The sequence below is a fragment of the Streptomyces sp. NPDC006529 genome (assembly GCF_040611795.1).
In the GTDB taxonomy this organism is placed as follows: Bacteria; Actinomycetota; Actinomycetes; order Streptomycetales; family Streptomycetaceae; genus Streptomyces.
Window position 1 is genome coordinate 284820 of the sequence record NZ_JBEXPB010000001.1, and the last position, 17182, is coordinate 302001.

19 protein-coding genes and 1 tRNA gene are annotated in these 17182 nt (G+C 72.6%); 6 read left to right on the forward strand and 14 right to left on the reverse strand.

Annotated elements, in window-relative coordinates:
* Window positions 1-22: 22 nt before the first annotated feature.
* Window positions 23-1291 (forward strand): glycosyltransferase, encoded by a 1269-nt coding sequence (locus tag ABZY31_RS01330; protein WP_356403425.1) that lies wholly within the window; start codon window positions 23-25, stop codon window positions 1289-1291.
* Window positions 1288-3420 carry a glycosyltransferase family 39 protein gene (locus tag ABZY31_RS01335; RefSeq protein WP_356403428.1) on the forward strand — a complete coding sequence of 711 codons (2133 nt, stop codon included), beginning with the start codon at window positions 1288-1290 and terminating at the stop codon, window positions 3418-3420. The genes ABZY31_RS01330 and ABZY31_RS01335 overlap by 4 nt, the downstream gene beginning before the upstream one ends.
* 95 nt (window positions 3421-3515) lie before the next feature.
* On the opposite strand, the gene ABZY31_RS01340 is transcribed toward ABZY31_RS01335, so the two are convergent.
* Complete coding sequence (locus ABZY31_RS01340; RefSeq protein ID WP_356403431.1) at window positions 3516-5198, reverse strand: MDR family MFS transporter; 1683 nt, start codon at window positions 5196-5198, stop codon at window positions 3516-3518.
* 14 nt (window positions 5199-5212) lie between these two features.
* The gene (locus ABZY31_RS01345; RefSeq protein ID WP_356403696.1) at window positions 5213-5617 is read right to left on the reverse strand and encodes a MarR family transcriptional regulator; all 405 of its coding nucleotides are present in this window, start codon (window positions 5615-5617) and stop codon (window positions 5213-5215) included.
* Between the two features lie 156 nt (window positions 5618-5773).
* On the opposite strand from ABZY31_RS01345, the gene ABZY31_RS01350 reads away from it, so the two are divergent.
* Window positions 5774-5992 (forward strand): hypothetical protein, encoded by a 219-nt coding sequence (locus ABZY31_RS01350; protein WP_356403434.1) that lies wholly within the window; start codon window positions 5774-5776, stop codon window positions 5990-5992.
* Window positions 5993-6011: 19 nt separating this feature from the next.
* On the opposite strand, the gene ABZY31_RS01355 is transcribed toward ABZY31_RS01350, so the two are convergent.
* The 9 genes from ABZY31_RS01355 to ABZY31_RS01395 form a co-directional block, all read right to left on the reverse strand.
* The gene (locus ABZY31_RS01355; protein WP_356403437.1) at window positions 6012-6776 is read right to left on the reverse strand and encodes a hypothetical protein; all 765 of its coding nucleotides are present in this window, start codon (window positions 6774-6776) and stop codon (window positions 6012-6014) included.
* A gap of 120 nt (window positions 6777-6896) precedes the next feature.
* Window positions 6897-7748, reverse strand: coding sequence for an RNA polymerase sigma factor SigF (locus ABZY31_RS01360; protein WP_283456862.1), 852 nt, complete (start codon window positions 7746-7748; stop codon window positions 6897-6899).
* A 219-nt stretch (window positions 7749-7967) separates the two neighbouring features.
* The gene (locus ABZY31_RS01365; protein WP_356403440.1) at window positions 7968-8855 is read right to left on the reverse strand and encodes an RNA polymerase sigma factor SigF; all 888 of its coding nucleotides are present in this window, start codon (window positions 8853-8855) and stop codon (window positions 7968-7970) included.
* Window positions 8856-9071: 216 nt separating this feature from the next.
* Complete coding sequence (locus ABZY31_RS01370) at window positions 9072-9233, reverse strand: hypothetical protein (protein ID WP_356403443.1); 162 nt, start codon at window positions 9231-9233, stop codon at window positions 9072-9074.
* Between the two features lie 372 nt (window positions 9234-9605).
* Window positions 9606-9893, reverse strand: a complete 288-nt coding sequence (locus ABZY31_RS01375) for a hypothetical protein (protein WP_356403446.1) — start codon at window positions 9891-9893, stop codon at window positions 9606-9608.
* Window positions 9894-10067: 174 nt separating this feature from the next.
* Window positions 10068-10154, reverse strand: a tRNA-Ser gene (locus ABZY31_RS01380).
* A 123-nt stretch (window positions 10155-10277) separates the two neighbouring features.
* Entirely contained in the window at window positions 10278-10706 is a 429-nt protein-coding gene (gene tadA, locus ABZY31_RS01385; RefSeq protein ID WP_356403699.1) for a tRNA adenosine(34) deaminase TadA, read from the reverse strand.
* 89 nt (window positions 10707-10795) lie between these two features.
* Window positions 10796-11362: a hypothetical protein gene (locus ABZY31_RS01390; RefSeq protein WP_356403702.1), complete on the reverse strand. Its 567-nt coding sequence runs from the start codon at window positions 11360-11362 to the stop codon at window positions 10796-10798.
* 324 nt (window positions 11363-11686) lie between these two features.
* Window positions 11687-11884 carry a hypothetical protein gene (locus ABZY31_RS01395; protein ID WP_356403449.1) on the reverse strand — a complete coding sequence of 66 codons (198 nt, stop codon included), beginning with the start codon at window positions 11882-11884 and terminating at the stop codon, window positions 11687-11689.
* 211 nt (window positions 11885-12095) lie between these two features.
* On the opposite strand from ABZY31_RS01395, the gene upp reads away from it, so the two are divergent.
* Window positions 12096-12731: a uracil phosphoribosyltransferase gene (gene upp / locus ABZY31_RS01400; RefSeq protein ID WP_356403452.1), complete on the forward strand. Its 636-nt coding sequence runs from the start codon at window positions 12096-12098 to the stop codon at window positions 12729-12731.
* Between the two features lie 102 nt (window positions 12732-12833).
* On the opposite strand, the gene ABZY31_RS01405 is transcribed toward upp, so the two are convergent.
* Together ABZY31_RS01405 and ABZY31_RS01410 are read right to left on the reverse strand one after the other, a co-directional pair.
* Entirely contained in the window at window positions 12834-13496 is a 663-nt protein-coding gene (locus ABZY31_RS01405) for a LytR C-terminal domain-containing protein (RefSeq protein WP_356403455.1), read from the reverse strand.
* Between the two features lie 137 nt (window positions 13497-13633).
* On the reverse strand, window positions 13634-13930 hold the full coding sequence (locus ABZY31_RS01410; RefSeq protein ID WP_330331599.1) for a type II toxin-antitoxin system VapB family antitoxin: 297 nt from the start codon (window positions 13928-13930) through the stop codon (window positions 13634-13636).
* A gap of 88 nt (window positions 13931-14018) precedes the next feature.
* Here ABZY31_RS01410 and ABZY31_RS01415 point away from each other — a divergent pair, with 88 nt between their 5' ends.
* The gene (locus ABZY31_RS01415) at window positions 14019-15617 is read left to right on the forward strand and encodes a helicase HerA-like domain-containing protein (protein ID WP_356403458.1); all 1599 of its coding nucleotides are present in this window, start codon (window positions 14019-14021) and stop codon (window positions 15615-15617) included.
* A 106-nt stretch (window positions 15618-15723) separates the two neighbouring features.
* Window positions 15724-16659 (forward strand): glucose-6-phosphate dehydrogenase assembly protein OpcA, encoded by a 936-nt coding sequence (gene opcA / locus ABZY31_RS01420; protein WP_356403460.1) that lies wholly within the window; start codon window positions 15724-15726, stop codon window positions 16657-16659.
* Here opcA and ABZY31_RS01425 read toward each other — a convergent pair.
* Window positions 16608-17114, reverse strand: coding sequence for a cupin domain-containing protein (locus tag ABZY31_RS01425; protein ID WP_356403463.1), 507 nt, complete (start codon window positions 17112-17114; stop codon window positions 16608-16610). The two genes, opcA and ABZY31_RS01425, sit on opposite strands and share 52 nt — an antisense overlap.
* Between the last annotated feature and the right edge of the window lie 68 nt (window positions 17115-17182).

Genomic DNA, 17182 nt, shown 5'->3' on the forward strand with positions numbered 1-17182 from the left:
CCCGTCCCGCGAGAGTCGGAGCATGCCAACCGACGTCTTTCCCGGGACCGGCGCCCTGCCCGCCCGGGCGCCGCTCGCACCCGTGCCCGGCGAACCCGTACTCGACGTGGTCATCCCGGTCTTCAACGAGGAGGAGGACCTCGGCCCCTGCGTGCGCCGCCTGCACGAGCACCTGACCCGCACCTTCCCGTACGCCTTCCGCATCACCATCGCCGACAACGCGAGCACCGACCGCACCCCCGAGGTCGCGGCGGCCCTGGCCCGGTCGATCGGCGGCGTCCGCAGCACCCGCCTGGAGGAGAAGGGCCGCGGCAGGGCCCTGCGCACGGTCTGGGCCGCCTCCGACGCCCCGGTCCTCGCCTACATGGACGTGGACCTCTCCACCGACCTCAACGCGCTGCTGCCCCTGGTCGCCCCGCTGATCTCCGGGCACTCCGACCTCGCGATCGGCACCCGGCTCGCCCGCTCCTCCCGAGTGGTGCGCGGCGCCAAGCGCGAGTTTGTCTCCCGCGCCTACAACCTGCTCCTGCGCTCCTCGCTCGCCGCCCGCTTCAGCGACGCCCAGTGCGGATTCAAGGCCCTCCGGCGCGATGTCGCCGAGCGGCTGCTGCCCCTGGTGGAGGACTCCGGCTGGTTCTTCGACACCGAGCTGCTCGTCCTCGCCGAGCGTGCCGGGCTGCGCATCCACGAGGTGCCCGTCGACTGGGTGGACGACCCGGACTCCTCGGTCCACATCGTCCGCACCGCCACCGAGGACCTCAAAGGGGTCTGGCGGGTCGGCCGGGCCCTCGCCGTCGGCGCCCTCCCCCTCGACCGGATCGCCCGCCCCTTCGGAGACGACCCGCGCGACCGCGCGCTGAGCGGCGTCCCCCGGGGCCTCGCCCGCCAGCTCATCGGATTCTGCGCGGTCGGCCTGCTGAGCACCCTCCTCTACCTGGCGCTCTACTCCGTCTTCCGCTCGGGCGCCGGACCGCAGCTCGCCAACGCCGCGGCCCTGCTGCTCTCCGCCATCGCCAACACCGCCGCCAACCGCCGCCTGACCTTCGGTGTCCGGGGCCGGGACCGGGCCGTGCGCCATCAGGCCCAGGGCCTGGTGGTCTTCGCCATCGGGCTGGCCCTCACCAGCGGCTCCCTGGCCGCCCTCGGCGCGGCCACCACCACTCCCGCGCACGGCACGGAGCTGGCCGTCCTGGTGACCGCCAACCTCGCCGCGACCGTGCTGCGCTTCCTGCTCCTGCGCGCCTGGGTCTTCCCGGACCGCCCCGCTCCCACCAAGGACGACCTGCGATGACCACGGCCCTGCCCCTCCTGGACTCACCCTTCCCCGAACGCGCCCCCGCCGCCGCGGTCCCGCTGCGGCCCCGCTGGGAGCGCCCGGCGCTCGCCGTGCTCCTCCTGGCCACCGCCGTCCTCATGCTGTGGGGCCTCGGCGCCTCCGGCTACGCGAACTCCTTCTACTCCGCCGCGGTCCAGGCGGGCAGCGAGAGCTGGAAGGCCTTCTTCTTCGGCTCCTCCGACGCGGGGAACTCGATCACGGTCGACAAGCCCCCGGCCGCCCTGTGGCCGATGGCCCTGTCCGTACGGCTCTTCGGCCTCGGCGGCTGGCAGATCCTGGTCCCGCAGGCCCTCATGGGCGTCGGCACCACGGCGGTCCTGTACGCGGCCGTCCGCCGCCGGTTCGGGCCGGTGGCCGGACTGCTCAGCGGCACGGTCTTCGCGCTCACCCCGGTGGCCGCGCTGATGTTCCGCTTCAACAACCCCGACGCGCTGCTGGCCCTGCTGATGACCGTCACCGTCTACTGCGTGCTGCGCGCCCTCGAAGGCGCCCGCACGAAGTGGCTGGTCTGGGCGGGCGTCGCCGTCGGCTTCGCCTTCCTCACCAAGACCCTGCAGGCCTTCGTCATCCTGCCGCCGCTCACCCTCCTCTACGCCGTCTGCGCCCCCACCCGGCTGCGCCGCAGGCTGGGCCAGCTGTGCCTGGCCGGACTGGCCATGGTGGTCGCCGGCGGCTGGTGGGTGGCCGTCGTCGAGCTGTGGCCCGCCTCCTCGCGCCCGTACATCGGCGGCTCGCAGAACAACTCCTTCCTGGAGCTCACCCTCGGCTACAACGGTCTCGGCCGGATCAACGGCGACGAGACCGGCAGCGTCGGCGGTGGTGCGCGCGCCGGTGGCGGCCCGGGCGGCGGTGGTGGGGGCTGGGGCGAGACCGGGATCGACCGGCTCTTCTCGGCCAACATCGGCGGCCAGATCTCCTGGTTGCTCCCGGCGGCCCTGGTGCTGCTCGTCGCCGGTCTGGTGATCACCTGGCGGGCCCGGCGCGCGACCGACTCCCTGGAGAGCACGGCCAGGGCGTCCTTCCTGGCCTGGGGCGGCTCGCTGCTGGTCACCGCCCTGGTCTTCAGCTACATGCAGGGCATCTTCCACGAGTACTACACGGTGGCGCTGGCGCCCTACGTGGCCGCGCTGACCGGCATGGGCGCGGCCGTGCTGTGGGAGGAGCGGGGCGGCCGGGCCGCCGCGCTCACCCTGTCGGGCACCCTGGCGCTGACCGCGGTGTGGTCGTACGTCCTGCTCGGCCGGGCCGCGGGCTACCTGCCCTGGCTGCGCTGGACGGTGCTCGTGGCCGGACTGCTCGCCGCGGCGGGGCTCCTGGCGGGCGCCCGCTTCGGCCGCCGGGCCGTGCTCGGCGCGGCGGCGCTGGGCGTGGGCGCGGCACTGGCCGGCCCCCTCGCGTACACCCTCGACACGGTGGGCACCGCGCACACCGGCTCGATCGTGACGGCCGGTCCGGCGGTCGCGGGCGGTCGGGGCCCGGGCGGCACGGGCGCGGGCCCGCGGTTCGCCAGGGCGGAAGGCGGCCCCGGCCGGGGCGGCTTCCCGCGCGGGGTACCGCCGCAGGGTGCGGGCCGGGGCACCGGACCGGGCGCGACCGCGCCGGGCGGCCCCGCGGGCCAGGACGGTCCCGGAGCCGGCCGTCCCGGGGGCGGCGGGGGCATGGGCGGTCTGCTGGGCGGTACGAAGGCGAGCGCGGCGGCCACGGCGGCCCTGCGCGCGGACGCGGACCGCTACACCTGGGCGGCGGCGGCCATCGGCGCGCAGAACGCCGCGAGCTACCAGCTCGCCTCGGGCGAACCCGTCATGCCGATCGGCGGTTTCAACGGGAGCGATCCCTCGCCGACGCTGGCGCGGTTCCAGGAGTACGTGAAGGCCGGAAAGATCCACTACTTCATCGGCCAGGCCGCGGAAGCGGGAACGGGCACCGCAACCGCCGCGGGAGCGGGCGAGGGCGGCGGCCGGGGTGCGACCCGCGCCGGCGGCCCCGGCGGTGGCGCCAGCAGTGCCATCGAGGCCTGGGTGAAGGCCAACTACCGCTCCACCACGGTCGGGGGAGCCACCTTCTACGACCTCACCCCGTCCTGAACCGGGCCCCCGCAGCCGTACTTCCCGTACGGCTGCGGGGCCCGGCCCGGCGGGCGCCGGAGGACGGGAACGGGGCGCTCAGGTCACCGGGCGGTTCACGAGCCGTCTGCCGAGCGGTTCACCGGCCCGGCCGGGACCTGGGCCTCGGCGACGACGGGCGCGGCGGCGGTCGCGGTGGCCGGGGAGGCGGCCACCGGCGCGTCGGCCATCGGCTTCGAGCGCAGCGCGACCTCCTTGATGAAGACCACCAGCACCAGCGCGAGCAGCGCGGTCGGCGCGGCGTAGAGGAAGACGTCACCGACGCCGTGCCCGTACGCCGACTCGATGACCGTACGGAAGGGCTCGGGCAGCTCGTGCACGTCGGGGATGGACCCGCCGCCGGTGCCGCCGTGGCCCATGGCCGCCGCCTTCGGGCCGAGTGCGGACAGACCGTCCTTGACGTAGTGCGTCACCCGGTTCGCCATCACCGCGCCGAGCGCCGAGACGCCCACCGCGCCACCGAGCGAGCGGAAGAAGGTGACGACGGAGCTGGCCGCCCCGAGGTCCTCGGGGGCCACCTGGTTCTGGGTGGCGAGGACCAGGTTCTGCATCATCATGCCGAGCCCGAGACCGGTCAGCGCCATGTAGAGCGCGATGTGCCAGTACGGGGTGTCGTGGCGCAGGGTGCCGAGCAGGCCCAGTCCGGCCGTCAGCAGGACGCCGCCGGAGACCAGCCAGGCCTTCCACTTGCCGGTCTTGGTGATCACCTGACCGGAAACGGTGGAGGAGACGAACAGCCCGCCGATCATCGGAATCGTGAGGATTCCGGACATCGTCGGGGTCTCGCCCCGGGCCAACTGGAAGAACTGGCTGAAAAACACGGTGCCCGAGAACATCGCGACGCCGACGAACAGCGAGGCCGCCGAGGCCAGCGTGATGGTCTTGTTGCGGAACAGGCGCAGCGGAATGATCGGTTCGCTCGCCCGGGACTCGACGAGGACGAAGAGCAGGCCGAGGGCCACGGACCCGCCGGTCATCGCCCAGGTCTGCCAGGAGATCCAGTCGTACGAGGTGCCGGCCTGGGTGACCCAGATCAGCAGGGTGGAGACGGCGCCGCTGATGAGCAGCGCCCCGAGCCAGTCGACCTTGACGTCCCGGCGTACGACCGGGAGCCGGAGAGTCTTCTGCAGGACGATCAGCGCGATGACCGCGAAGGGGACGCCGACGTAGAAGCACCAGCGCCAGCCGAGCCACGCGGTGTCGGTGATGACGCCGCCGAGCAGCGGGCCGCCGACGGTGGCGACGGCGAAGACCGCGCCGAGGTAACCGGAGTACCGGCCGCGCTCGCGCGGGGAGATCATCGCGGCCATCACGATCTGGGCGAGGGCCGAGAGGCCGCCGACGCCGATGCCCTGGACCACGCGGCAGGCGATCAGCGTGCCGGTGTTCTGGGACAGACCCGCGACGACCGAGCCGAGGACGTAGATGACCAGGGATATCTGGACCAGCAGCTTCTTGCTGAAGAGGTCGGACAGCTTGCCCCACAGGGGGGTCGCGGCGGTCATCGACAGCAGGGCGGCCGTGACCACCCACGTGTAGGAGGACTGGGTGCCGCCGAGATCGCTGATGATCTGCGGCAGGGCGTTCGAGACGATCGTGGAGGACAGGATCGCCACGAACATGCCGAGCATCAGGCCGGACAGCGCCTTCATGATCTGCGGGTGCGTCATGGGTGCGCCGTCCGGCACGGGCTCCGGCCGGCCGCCTCCCCGCACACCGGTGGGTGTGGTCGTCGCCATGTGGTTCCTTAGGTCTAGAAGCTCGATCGGAGTCGGGCCAGCAGGGTGGTCAGGAGGGTGATGTCCTCGGCGGCCCAGTCGCCCAGCGTCCTCTTCAGGGCGGCCGTGGAGCGCGCGCCCAGTTCGAGGAGCAGGGCGCGGCCCGCCGGGGTGAGGCGCAGGATCCGGGACCGGCCGTCGCCGGGGTCCGCCTCGCGGGCGATCCAGCCGCGTTCGGCCACGTGAGCCACGTGACGACTGGTCACCGAGATGTCGATCGCCAGCAGTTCGGTGAGGCGGCTCAGCCGCATCTCACCGTGCCGGTCGAGGACGGCGAGGACGGCGGCGGATCCGGGCGGGCATTCGGGCGGGAGGGTGCGGGCGAGCTCGCGCTTGACGGCACCGATGGCGGTGAGCTGACGGGCCAGCTCCGCGTACAGCTCGTGCTGCTCGTGCTGCGTCTCTCGCGTGAGCACCGCGCTCCCCTCCTCATGTTGTTGCTTTGGGCAACCGTATAAGCGGATGGTTGCTACAGGCAAACGAATCGGGAGGAGGGGGCGGTAAAGGAATCGGAAAACCGGCTAGGGTCCTGAGCCATGGCTGCACACACCAACTCCCAGGGCCCCGAGGGCAACTACGACCCCGCGGGCAGCACCCAGATGTTCCGCGCCTTCGTCGACGAGGCGGAGACCGCCCGTCCGGCGGCCGCGGCCGCCTCGCACCGGCAGCAGGCCTCCAGGACGGGGCTGTGGCTGGCGCTCGCGGCCGCGCTCGTGGTCGTGATCGGCGCGGTCGCCTGGCTCGCGCTCGGCTGAACCCCGCCCTGCGGGGCGGTCAGTTCCAGGTGGCGGTGACCCGCTGGGTGTCGACGTGCATGCCCAGGGGGACCCGCCAGGACTCCACGCACACGGTGTACGTCTGCGTCTTCGCCGACCCGCCCGCGATCGGGGCGGGCAGGGGCTGGGCCGACGTGATCGTGGCCCAGTCGATGCCGAGCGCGCCGATGATGTGGGTGGAGAAGGTCACCGTGCCCGAACGGGCCGCCGTGCTGCCCGTGTTGGTGAAGGTGACGCCGACGCGCTCGCACCAGCGGTCCGCCGCCGCCGACCGTGCGGGGGCGCCGAGCACGAGCCGGGCCGGGGTGCTCGCCGGGGGCGTGGGCGCGCCCGTTCCGCCGGTCCCGTCGTTGCCGCCCGAGCCACCGGTCCCGCCCGAGGAGCCTGTCCCGGGGGAGCTGCCCGACCCGCCGGACGCGGGGGCGCTGCCCCGGGGGTTCGGGGCGGGTGTCGTCGGGCTGGTGCCCGGTCCGCCGGGCGGGGTGGATCCGGAGGCGCTCGCGAAGCCCGTGGGGGCGCCCGGGACGGCTCCGCCCGCGCCGGAGCCATCGGTCGCCGGGTTTCCCGGCGCACTGGGCGACGTACTCGTGGAGCGGGTGGCGGTGCCCGCGGCCGAGGGGTCGGCGAGGGACTGGTACTCGACCGCGCTCCGGGGGGCCACGATCTCCCCCGCACCCCGTTCGGGGCCCGGGGCGGCGGCGCCCACGGCCACGTAGCCGTCGCGCGGCGGACCGCCGCAGCCCGTCAGGGTCACGGCGGTCACACACACGGCAAGCAGGGTGAGCGGTCCCTTTCGCATCGCGCCAGTTTTCCTGACGGAGTGTCAATTGGGAAGCGCTCGCGGCATGGTTACCCGGCTCGCCCGGCGGGCCCGGTGGCCGGGTTACTCGCCGATCAGGCCCTGGCGCAGCTGGGCCAGGGTGCGGGTCAGCAGCCGGGAGACGTGCATCTGCGAGATGCCGACCTCCTCGCCGATCTGCGACTGGGTCATGTTGGCGAAGAAGCGCAGCATGATGATCTGCCGCTCCCGGGGCGGGAGCTTGGCGAGCAGCGGCTTGAGCGACTCGCGGTACTCGACGCCTTCGAGCGCGGTGTCCTCGTACCCCAGCCGGTCCGCGAGCGAGCCCTCGCCGCCCTCGTCCTCGGGCGAGGGCGAGTCGAGCGAGGAGGCGGTGTAGGCGTTGCCCACGGCGAGGCCGTCGACGACGTCCTCCTCCGAGACCCCGAGCACGGCGGCCAGCTCCGGCACGGTCGGCGAGCGGTCCAGCTTCTGGGCCAGCTCGTCGCTCGCCTTCGTCAGCGCGAGCCGCAGTTCCTGGAGCCGGCGCGGGACGCGGACGGACCAGGAGGTGTCGCGGAAGAAGCGCTTGATCTCCCCGACGACGGTCGGCATCGCGAACGTCGGGAACTCCACCCCGCGTTCGCAGTCGAACCGGTCGATCGCCTTGATCAGGCCGATCGTGCCGACCTGGACGATGTCTTCCATCGGCTCGTTGCGGCTGCGGAAGCGCGCGGCCGCATAGCGGACCAGCGGCAGGTTCAGCTCGATCAGGGTGTCGCGTACGTACGCCCGGTCGGGGCTGTCCGCGTCCAGGGCGGCGAGCCGGTGGAACAGGGAGCGGGAGAGCGAGCGGGTGTCATTGGGCGCTGGCGGGGCTTCCGTGCGGTCGGACACAGCGGGCGTCTCGCTCTTGACGAGCGTGAGCACCTTGGAGCTGCCCTGTTCTACGGACATGCCACCCCCTTGGGATCGCGGACGGTCGCGGTGGCGCGCCCGTCGGAGGAACGCAGCCTCCACCTGAATACCGGAGGCGGGGCTGCGGCAAACGCGGTTCCAGCAGAATGTCACATGTCGGCAACACGCTGTAGCGCCAAGTCGACATATAACTCCAGCGACAGAAGGGGTGTAGCCGGGCATGTCGGTAAAGCGTCCGGAGGCTTTCACCCGTACCGGCTACGCCTCGATCCTGTTTGCGGACCGCAGTCGCGCGAAGCTCCGGGCGAGCAGCCGGGAGACGTGCATCTGGGAGACGCCCAGCTCCGCGCTGATCTGCGACTGCGTCAGATTGCTGTAGTAGCGCAGGAGCAGGATCCGCTGCTCGCGCTCGGGCAGCTGGACGAGCAGGTGGCGGACCAGGTCGCGGTGCTCGACCCCGGTCAGCTCCGGGTCCTCGTAGCCGAGCCGGTCCAGCAGGCCGGGCATGCCGTCGCCCTCCTGGGCGGCTTCGAGCGAGGTCGCGTGGTAGGAGCGCCCCGCCTCGATGCAGGACAGCACCTCGTCCTCGCCGATGCGCAGCCGCTCGGCGATCTCGGAGGTCGTGGGCATGCGTCCGTGGAGCGTGGTGAGGTCCTCGGTGGCCGCGTTGACCTGGACCCACAGCTCGTGGAGGCGGCGCGGGACGTGGACGGTGCGGACGTTGTCGCGGAAGTACCGCTTGATCTCGCCCACGACGGTCGGCATCGCGAAGGTGGGGAACTGGACCCCGCGTTCCGGATCGAACCGGTCGATCGCGTTGATGAGCCCGATCGTGCCCACCTGGACCACGTCCTCCATCGGCTCGTTGCGGCTGCGGAAGCGGGCGGCCGCGTACCGGACGAGCGGGAGGTTCGCCTCGATGAGGGCCCCGCGGACCCTGCTGTGCTCGCTGGTGCCCGGTTCCAGGTCCTTGAGGCGCCCGAAGAGGACCTGCGTCAGGGCCCGGGTGTCGGCGCCACGGGTGCTCGGGGGGCGGCGGGCGAAGGCGACAGCCGTCGTGACGGCGCCGGCCGCGTCGGACGGTGGATCGGTCTGCGGGTCCTGCTGGGGTGGCACCTGAGGCGCAGTACTGGCCGGCACGGTCACGCCACCCCTTCAGTCAAGTCAACCAATCAGTCAAAAGCGGTCATAGCATCACAAGACATGTGCACTGTGCGCAAGCACCCTATCTAGCCGTGTTGAGGGCAAGTTGGGAATTTAGTGGGCATTAAGGGGCAATACGAATCGAACGGGAACGCAAAAAGCCCCCCACCCGTCGGAGTGGGGGGCCGGGAAATCCGGAAGCCGCAGCAGCGTACGGGTTCAGCGCACCAGTGCGGTCATGAACTCGCCGATGCCGGAAGCGGCGTCCGAGATGCCCTGGAAGCCGATCTGAACGAATTCAGCCGCTTTGACCGGTTGGGTGATGATCACATAAAGCACGAAGACGACGAGTCCGCCCACGACGACCTTCTTGATGTCCACGAGCGGGTTCGGCCTCCCCTGCCGGTCCTTGCAACGACGAGTGAGTCTAACCGGTCAGGTTCGATCACTCACCTGTCCTTTAAGGACCAATGACCCGGCGTTCCGGGCCCTTTGGCGCTGAGGAGGCGGTGGCGGGGGGAGCAGGATGGGGGGTGCGCCCACCGGTTCTGGCAGGAAACCGGGGGGTGAGGGACAGGGCCTCACTGCGGGGTCCGGCCGTGGGCTTCCCCCCTGACCGCGGCCGGTTCGGCAGGTCCCGTCCTCTTCGGGGGAAGTGACGTGTCCCCCCGATGTCACTTCCCCCGTCCCACCGTACGAAGGTCCCGGCTCCGGCCGGGGCCTTCGACGCGTTGGGCACGCGCCGGTGCGGCCCTACTCGATGCCGGTCACCAGATTGGCCACCGGCGCCACCGGGTCCACCACGGGCGAGAGCTGGTCGGGGAGGTTCATCAGCTGGTTGAGCTGGTTCAGTTCGTTGAGCTTCGCGCCGATCTCCTGCACCGACCCCGGAGTCGCGCCCGCGGGCATCCCGGGAGCGGCGACGGGCAGGTCCGGCAGGGTGATCGGGGCGGCGGAGGCGAGGGGGGCGGTGGCGGCGGCGAAACCGGCCGTGGCGCCCGCGAGGGCCAGGGCTGCGAGCATGCGCTGGGTCTTGGTCATGCCGTGTCAACGGCCGAGCACCCGGCCGGTCACGCCCGCCCCGCCCGACACGGCCGCGGGCTCACTGGTGCGGAGTACGCGCGCGGGGCCGCCGGCGCCTCCGGAACGGGCGGCGCATGCCCCCGGATACGCCGAGAGCCCCGACCCTTGCGGGGCGGGGCTCTCGGATCAGAGCGGTAGCGGTGGGATTTGAACCCACGGACAGCTTGCACCATCACACGCTTTCGAGGCGTGCTCCTTCGGCCGCTCGGACACGCTACCGAGAGAGAGCTTAGCCCAAGGTGGCCCGTGCTCTGAAATCGATTCCCCGGGACGCGCGGACGGCTCGCACCGGGCGTTGCGCCCCGCGGCTCGGGGGCCGGTGCCGGAACCGGAACCTGCGCCTCACAGGTTCCGGAAGAAGTCCGTCAGCTGCCGCGCGCACTCCTCGGCGAGCACGCCCGGGATCACCTCCGGCCGGTGGTTGAGCCTGCGGTCCCGTACGAGGTCCCAGAGCGACCCGGCGGCGCCCGCCTTCTCGTCGCTCGCGCCGTAGACGACGCGGGCGATCCGGGACTGTACGAGCGCGCCCGCGCACATCACGCACGGCTCCAGGGTCACCACGAGGGTGCACCCGGGCAGCCGCCATTCCCCGAGCCGCGCCGCGGCCCGGCGGATGGCGACCACTTCGGCGTGCGCCGTCGGATCGCCGGTCGCCTCGCGTTCGTTGTAGCCGGTCGAGAGCAGGCTGCCGTCCGGGCCGAGCACGACGGCGCCGACCGGCACGTCACCGGCCGGGACCGCCCGGGCGGCCTCCGACAGCGCCAGGCGCATGGAGGTCCGCCACGGGTCCCGGACCGGATCGGTCCCGCGGTCGTCGGGGTGGACGGGGGGATCGGGGACGGGGTGGTGCGCGGGGCCCACTAGCGGACGGCCTCCAGCACTTCGGTCGCGCCGAGCGATTCGGCGATCTGCGTGAGCGCGTCCCCGTCGAGGTCGAGCAGTTCCTTGTGGCCGACGCCGAGGTCGTCGAGGAGCCGGGGGTCGCCGAGCGGCCCCGCGGGCACCGGCTCCGCGCCGGCCCCCACCCCGTCGTCCACGTCGTCGACCGCGTCCTCGGTCGAGGTTCCCTGCTCGAACACGGCGACCACGTCCTCTTCGCCGTCCTCGGTGCCGTCGAGGTCCAGCACGTCGAGTTCGTCTTCCTCCTCGTCGCTGCCGAGCAGCTCGTCGGTGAGCATCGAGCCGTAGGAGCTGCGGGACGCCGCGGCGGCGTTCGAGACGAAGATCCGCGGGTCCTCCTCCCCGTCCACGCGGACGACGCCGAACCAGGCGTCCTCCTGCTCGATGAGGGCGACCACCGTGTCGTCGTCGACAGCGGTGGACCGGGCGAGATCGATCAGATCGGTCAGCGACTCGACGTTGTCGAGATCCGTGTCGCTCGCTTCCCACCCGTCTTCGGTGCGCGCGAGCAGTGCGGCGAAGTACACCGTGACTCTCCCACTGGTCATAGGCGTGCCGGTTGGAGGTCCCCCCGGCCGGAGGTTGGGGTGGAACGGCCGTCGTGCTCGCCGTACTGCCCCGCCCAATCGGCATCGTGGCAGAAACAGCGGCTTTGCGAGAGGTCTTCGGCGCTGCCGCGTGCCGCGCCGTGTCGCCGGTGGGCTGCTCGGGGGGTGTCCGGGGGCCGACCGGGGGGCGTGCGGGCGGGGCGCGGCGCGGACCGCGGGCGCGCACCGGGAACGCGGGACCGCCGGGGCGCGGATGCGTGCGGATGCCGTGCGGGCGCGGCCGGGACGCCGTACGGGCGCGGCTCACCAGCGGAACGTGCGCATCCGCATCTGCTGGCGCATCCGGGCCGCGCGGGCACGCCGGGGCTGCACCCGGTCGCGCAGCTCGCGGGCCTCGTTGAGGTCGCGCAGGAACTGCGCGCGTCGCGCCCTTCGCTGCGCGGCGCTCTCCGGCGCCTGCGGTACTTCCCGGTCCTCTTCGATCGGCTGAACGTCGGGCATCCGCCACCACCCCGGCTGGTCCGGTCGTCCTCCTCCGCGTCGCGAAGCAGACCCCCCGCCACTCACCTTCCCCCCGACCCCCGGGTTGATGCCAGGGCTCGGCGGCATTGTCCCGGCACAGTTCCGGCATTTCGGCAGGTCACGCGAGCGACGGAACGGGCCGGGCGGCCGGGCGGGGTCCGGGGCCGGTCCGCCCGGTTACTGTGGAGTCATGCGGATTCATGTCGTCGACCACCCGCTGGTGGCGCACAAACTCACCACTCTGCGCGACGCGCGCACGGACTCCCCGACCTTCCGGCGGCTCGCCGACGAGCTGGTGACCCTGCTCGCCTACGAGGCGACCCGGGACGTCCGCACCGAGCAGAGCGACATCGTCACTCCGGTCGGCCCGACGACGGGCGTCAAGCTCTCCCACCCGCGCCCGCTGGTGGTGCCGATCCTGCGCGCCGGTCTCGGCATGCTCGACGGCATGGTGCGGCTGCTGCCCACCGCCGAGGTCGGGTTCCTGGGCATGGTCCGCAACGAGGAGACCCTGGAGGCCTCCACGTACGCGACGCGCATGCCCGAGGACCTCTCCGGGCGCCAGGTCTACGTCGTGGACCCGATGCTGGCCACCGGCGGCACGCTGGTCGTGGCGATCCAGGAGCTGATCAAGCGCGGCGCCGACGACGTCACCGCCGTGGTGCTGCTGGCCGCGCCCGAGGGCGTCGAGCTCATGGAGCGCGAGCTGGCGGGCGCGCCGGTGACCGTCGTGACGGCCGCCGTGGACGAGCGCCTCAACGAGCAGGGCTACATCGTGCCGGGGCTGGGCGACGCGGGCGACCGCATGTACGGCTCGGCGGAGTAACCGGCGAAGCGGCCGAGAACAGACCGGACCGCCCCCGAGCCGACGCGGCTTCGGGGGCGGTCCGGCGTTTCCGGCGGCCGGGGCGGGGCCGGGGCGGCCCGGTCAGCAGGTTTTGGCGGCCGCGGGCCTGGGGTGGGCCAGGAGGGCCACCGTCTTGTCCGCGTCCTCCTTCTTGGTCAGCTCCGTGAAGGCGTCCCCGAGGATCAGGTCGATGTCCGCGCCCGCGCGGGTGTCGGTCTGCGGAGAGGCACCGGCCAGCTGCGCGCCGAGCACCGAGAAGGCGGCCTTGTCGGTCTTGGGCGAGCCGAGCAGTATCCCGGGGCCGGTGACCTTCTTGTCGAAGCCGGCGGGGGCGTTGCCGACGTTGGCGACGACGAACCCGCGTTTCTTCAGTTCCTCGCCGACGGCCTTGGCCAGGCCCGCGCGCGGGGTGGCGTTGTAGACGTTGACGGTGATCTGGCCGGGCTGCGGGAGCGCGGCGGCCGGTTTGCCCGCGGCGCCTCCCGCCGTGTCGGTCCTGGAGACGGGTTTCGCGCTCGCGGCGGCCTTCGCGCAATCCTTGGTCGCGGTCGTGCGCTTGCCGCCGTCGCCCCGGAAGACGCCGATGAGCTGCAGCCCCCCGTAGCCGAGCAGGGCGAGCGCGACGACCGCTCCGAGCACGGCGAACACGATCCGCCGGCGTCGCCGGGGACGGTGCATGCGGGGGTAGGCGGCTCCCGTGACGCGGTACTTTCCGCCCATGCCGGGGGGAGTGAGCATGCTCATGAGCGGCAGCGTAGTGCGGCCCGGTGGGGATGCCTACTCAATGATCTGTTCATAGGCCAAGGGAGACCCGAAAGGCGCAATCCAGGGGATACCCGACACCCGGTGCGGATGCCCGGACCGCTTCACGCGCCCGCGCGTCAGCCCATTTCGAGGACGCGGGCGTGCAGCACCTGGCGCTGCTGGAGCGCGGCGCGGACGGCGCGGTGCAGCCCGTCCTCCAGATAGAGGTCGCCCTGCCACTTCACGACGTGCGCGAAGAGGTCGCCGTAGAAGGTCGAGTCCTCGGCGAGCAGCGTTTCGAGGTCCAGCTGCCCCTTGGTGGTCACCAGCTGGTCCAGCCGGACCGGGCGCGGGGCGACGTCCGCCCACTGCCGGGTGGTTTCCCTGCCGTGGTCGGGGTACGGCCGCCCGCTTCCGATGCGCTTGAAGATCACACGGAAAGCCTACCGGTCAAGGGGCTGCGGGCGCAGCCTCGCCTTTGGGGTGCAAAAGTGTCAGATAGTGCTATTTCGGGAGTGATGCATGAGCGAGAGCAGCCACGAGAACGGCGACACGGCGGCCGGAGCCGCCGCCGACCGGATCGCCGCCGGGTACGCCTTCACCGGACCGGCACTCGACCTGGGGGCGCTGCTCTGGGACGGGAACTGCCTTCCGGACCACCAGATCCGCATCCCGCTGTCCATGCTCAACCGGCACGGGCTCGTCGCGGGCGCGACCGGCACCGGCAAGACCAAGACGCTCCAGCTGATCGCCGAGCAGCTCTCGGCGCACGGCGTGCCGGTCTTCCTCGCCGACATCAAGGGGGACGTCTCCGGCATCTCGGCGCCCGGTGCGCCGGGCGAGAAGGTGCGGGAGCGGGCCGAGGACGTCGGCCAGGACTGGCGGGCCACGGGCCACCCCGGCGAGTTCTACTCGCTCGGCGGCATCGGGCCCGGAATCCCGGTACGGGCGACCGTGACCAGTTTCGGGCCGGTGCTCATGTCGAAGGTGCTGCAGCTCAACCAGACCCAGGAGCAGTCGCTCGGCCTGATCTTCCACTACGCGGATGCCAAGGGCCTGGAACTCATCGACCTCAAGGACCTGCGGGCCACCGTCGCCTTCCTCGTCTCCGACCAGGGGAAGGCGGAGCTGAAGGGGATCGGCGGGCTCTCCACGGTCACCGCCGGGGTGATCCTGCGCGCGCTCACGGCGTTCGAACAGCAAGGGGCCGCGGAGTTCTTCGGGGAGCCGGAATTCGACACCGGCGAATTCCTCCGTACGGCGGCGGACGGGCGCGGCACCGTCTCCGTCCTGGAGCTGCCCGCGGTCCAGGACCGGCCGCAGCTCTTCTCCACCTTTCTGATGTGGCTGCTCGCGGACCTCTTCCACGACCTGCCGGAGGTCGGCGACCTGGAGCGGCCGAAGCTCGTCTTCTTCTTCGACGAGGCGCACCTCCTCTTCAACGGCGCGTCGAAGGCCTTCCTCGACTCCCTCACCCAGACCGTCCGGCTCATCCGTTCCAAGGGCGTGGGCATCTTCTTCGTGACGCAGACCCCGAAGGACGTGCCGGCCGACGTCCTCGCGCAGCTCGGCAACCGGGTGCAGCACGCGCTGCGTGCCTTCACCCCGGACGACGCGAAGGCGCTCAAGGCGACGGTCAGGACGTTCCCCACGTCGGAGTACGACCTGGAGGAACTGCTCACCGCACTGGGCACCGGCGAGGCCGTGGTCACCGTGCTCAGCGAGAAGGGCGCGCCGACGCCGGTGGCCGCGACCCGGCTGCGCGCCCCGCAGTCGCTGATGGGGCCGGTCGAACCGGCCGAGCTCGACCGGGCGGTGAAGGCCTCGCCGCTGTACGCGCGCTACGCCGAGCCCGTGGACCGCGAGTCGGCGTACGAGAAGATCAGCGCCGAGCAGGCGGCCGCGGAGGCCGCGGCGGAGGCGGCGGCCGCCCAGGCGCAGGCGGAGAAGGAGGCGAAGGAGGCCCGGAAGACGGCGGGCGGCGCCGCGAAGCCGGATCCCTCGCTGGCCGAACAGGTGGTGGGCAGCGGGCTGTTCCGCTCGCTGGCCCGCTCGATCGGGACCCAGCTGGGCCGGGAGATCTCCCGCTCGCTCTTCGGCACGGCGAAGCGGCGCCGCTGAGTGAGGTCCCGCCGGGGCGCGCACCCCGCCCGGACGTTCCGGGCCTCCAGGGGGAATCGAGCCATCCGGGTGACGTCCCCGTACCCGACGCTGAGAGACTCGTGGAATGCGGACCGAACTCACCGACACCACGTCCAGCCAGGTAAACCGGGCCCTGCTGGCGGCCCGGCGCGCCGTCGGCAGCCCGACCATGGGCCTCGTCCTGACCCTGGTGGTGGTCACCGACGAGGAGAACGCCTACGACGCCGTCCGCGCGGCCTCCGAGGCCTCGCGCGAGCACCCCTGCCGGATCATCGCCGTCATCAAGCGGACCGCGCGGGGCCCGCACAAGCTGCGCCAGACCCGGCTCGACGCCGAGCTGCGGGTCGGCGGCTCGGACGCCGGCAGCGGCGAGGTCGTGCTGCTGCGGCTGCACGGCGAACTGACCGGGCACCCGGGCCCCGTGGTGCTGCCGCTGCTGGTGCCGGACGCGCCCGTGGTGGCCTGGTGGCCCGCCGACGCCCCGGCCGATCCGGCCCGGGACCCGCTGGGCGCCCTGGCCAAGCGCCGGATCACCGACGCCCAGTCGGCGCTGGACCCGGTCGCGGTGCTGGACGAGCGGGCCGCGGTGTACGCCCCGGGGGACACCGATCTCGCGTGGACCCGGCTGACCCCCTGGCGGGCCCTGCTGGCCGCCGCCCTGGACCAGAAGCCGCTCCCGGTGACCGGCGGGTCCGTCGAGAGCGAGGGCGACAACCCGAGCGCCGAGCTGCTGGCCCGGTGGTTGGAGGACCGGCTCGGGGTGCCCTTCACCCGGGTGACCACCGAGGGCCCGGTCATCACCCGGGTCCGGCTGGAGACCACGGGCGGCGAGATCCGGGTGGACCGGCCCAAGGGGGCGCTGGCCACGCTGGTGCTGCCGGGGAGTCCGGACCGTACCGTCGCGCTGAAGATCCGCAGCAACGCCGAGCTGATCGCGGAGGAGCTGCGCCGCCTGGACGCCGACGAGACCTACGGCTCGGCGCTGCGCCGGCGGCCGCTCCAGGCGGCGCTCTCGGCGTAGTGGTTGTCGTAGAGGGGTGAGGAGTCCTTGATGTCCTGGACGCTCGCCCCGCCCGCGTGGACCCGGCCGAGCAGCCGGTAGTAGTCGAAGCGCCCCATGCCGGGCGTGAAGCCGACGAGCACCTCGGCGGTGTGCCCGGCGGCGGGCGCGAAGGCGTGCTTGACGCCGGGCGGCACGGCGAGGAAGTCGCCCGCGCCGAGCGTGCGGACCTCGTCGTCGACGAGGATGTCGAGCTGCCCGGAGGTCACGAAGAAGAACTCGGTCGCCTTGGTGTGGAAGTGCACCGGAGCACCCGCCGCGCCCTCGTCGAAGACCGCGGTGTTGCAGGTCAGCGCGCCGCCGGTGGTGTCCGAGTCGGCGAGCAGGGTGATCAGGCTGCCGGGGGCGTCAGAGATGGTCTCGGCGGTGGCGGCTCGGGTGAGGTACGGGGCGCTCTGCGCGGTCTCGGTGTTCATGTCCCTCAATCTAGGCGCCCTGTTGACCGGGGTCAGGGGCCAATCCCGCCCCTGATTACCCGGTCAAT

Coding starts and splice junctions, on each gene's coding strand:
- ABZY31_RS01360 (WP_283456862.1), bottom strand. CDS start 7,748: ATGTCCGTAGAACAGGGCAGCTCCAAGGTGCTCACGCTCGTCAAGAGC.
- ABZY31_RS01335 (WP_356403428.1), top strand. CDS start 1,288: ATGACCACGGCCCTGCCCCTCCTGGACTCACCCTTCCCCGAACGCGCC.
- ABZY31_RS01350 (WP_356403434.1), top strand. CDS start 5,774: ATGGCTGCACACACCAACTCCCAGGGCCCCGAGGGCAACTACGACCCC.
- ABZY31_RS01425 (WP_356403463.1), bottom strand. CDS start 17,114: ATGAACACCGAGACCGCGCAGAGCGCCCCGTACCTCACCCGAGCCGCC.
- ABZY31_RS01395 (WP_356403449.1), bottom strand. CDS start 11,884: ATGCCCGACGTTCAGCCGATCGAAGAGGACCGGGAAGTACCGCAGGCG.
- ABZY31_RS01415 (WP_356403458.1), top strand. CDS start 14,019: ATGAGCGAGAGCAGCCACGAGAACGGCGACACGGCGGCCGGAGCCGCC.
- upp (WP_356403452.1), top strand. CDS start 12,096: ATGCGGATTCATGTCGTCGACCACCCGCTGGTGGCGCACAAACTCACC.
- ABZY31_RS01330 (WP_356403425.1), top strand. CDS start 23: ATGCCAACCGACGTCTTTCCCGGGACCGGCGCCCTGCCCGCCCGGGCG.
- opcA (WP_356403460.1), top strand. CDS start 15,724: ATGCGGACCGAACTCACCGACACCACGTCCAGCCAGGTAAACCGGGCC.
- tadA (WP_356403699.1), bottom strand. CDS start 10,706: ATGCGCCTGGCGCTGTCGGAGGCCGCCCGGGCGGTCCCGGCCGGTGAC.
- ABZY31_RS01405 (WP_356403455.1), bottom strand. CDS start 13,496: ATGAGCATGCTCACTCCCCCCGGCATGGGCGGAAAGTACCGCGTCACG.
- ABZY31_RS01375 (WP_356403446.1), bottom strand. CDS start 9,893: ATGACCAAGACCCAGCGCATGCTCGCAGCCCTGGCCCTCGCGGGCGCC.
- ABZY31_RS01340 (WP_356403431.1), bottom strand. CDS start 5,198: ATGGCGACGACCACACCCACCGGTGTGCGGGGAGGCGGCCGGCCGGAG.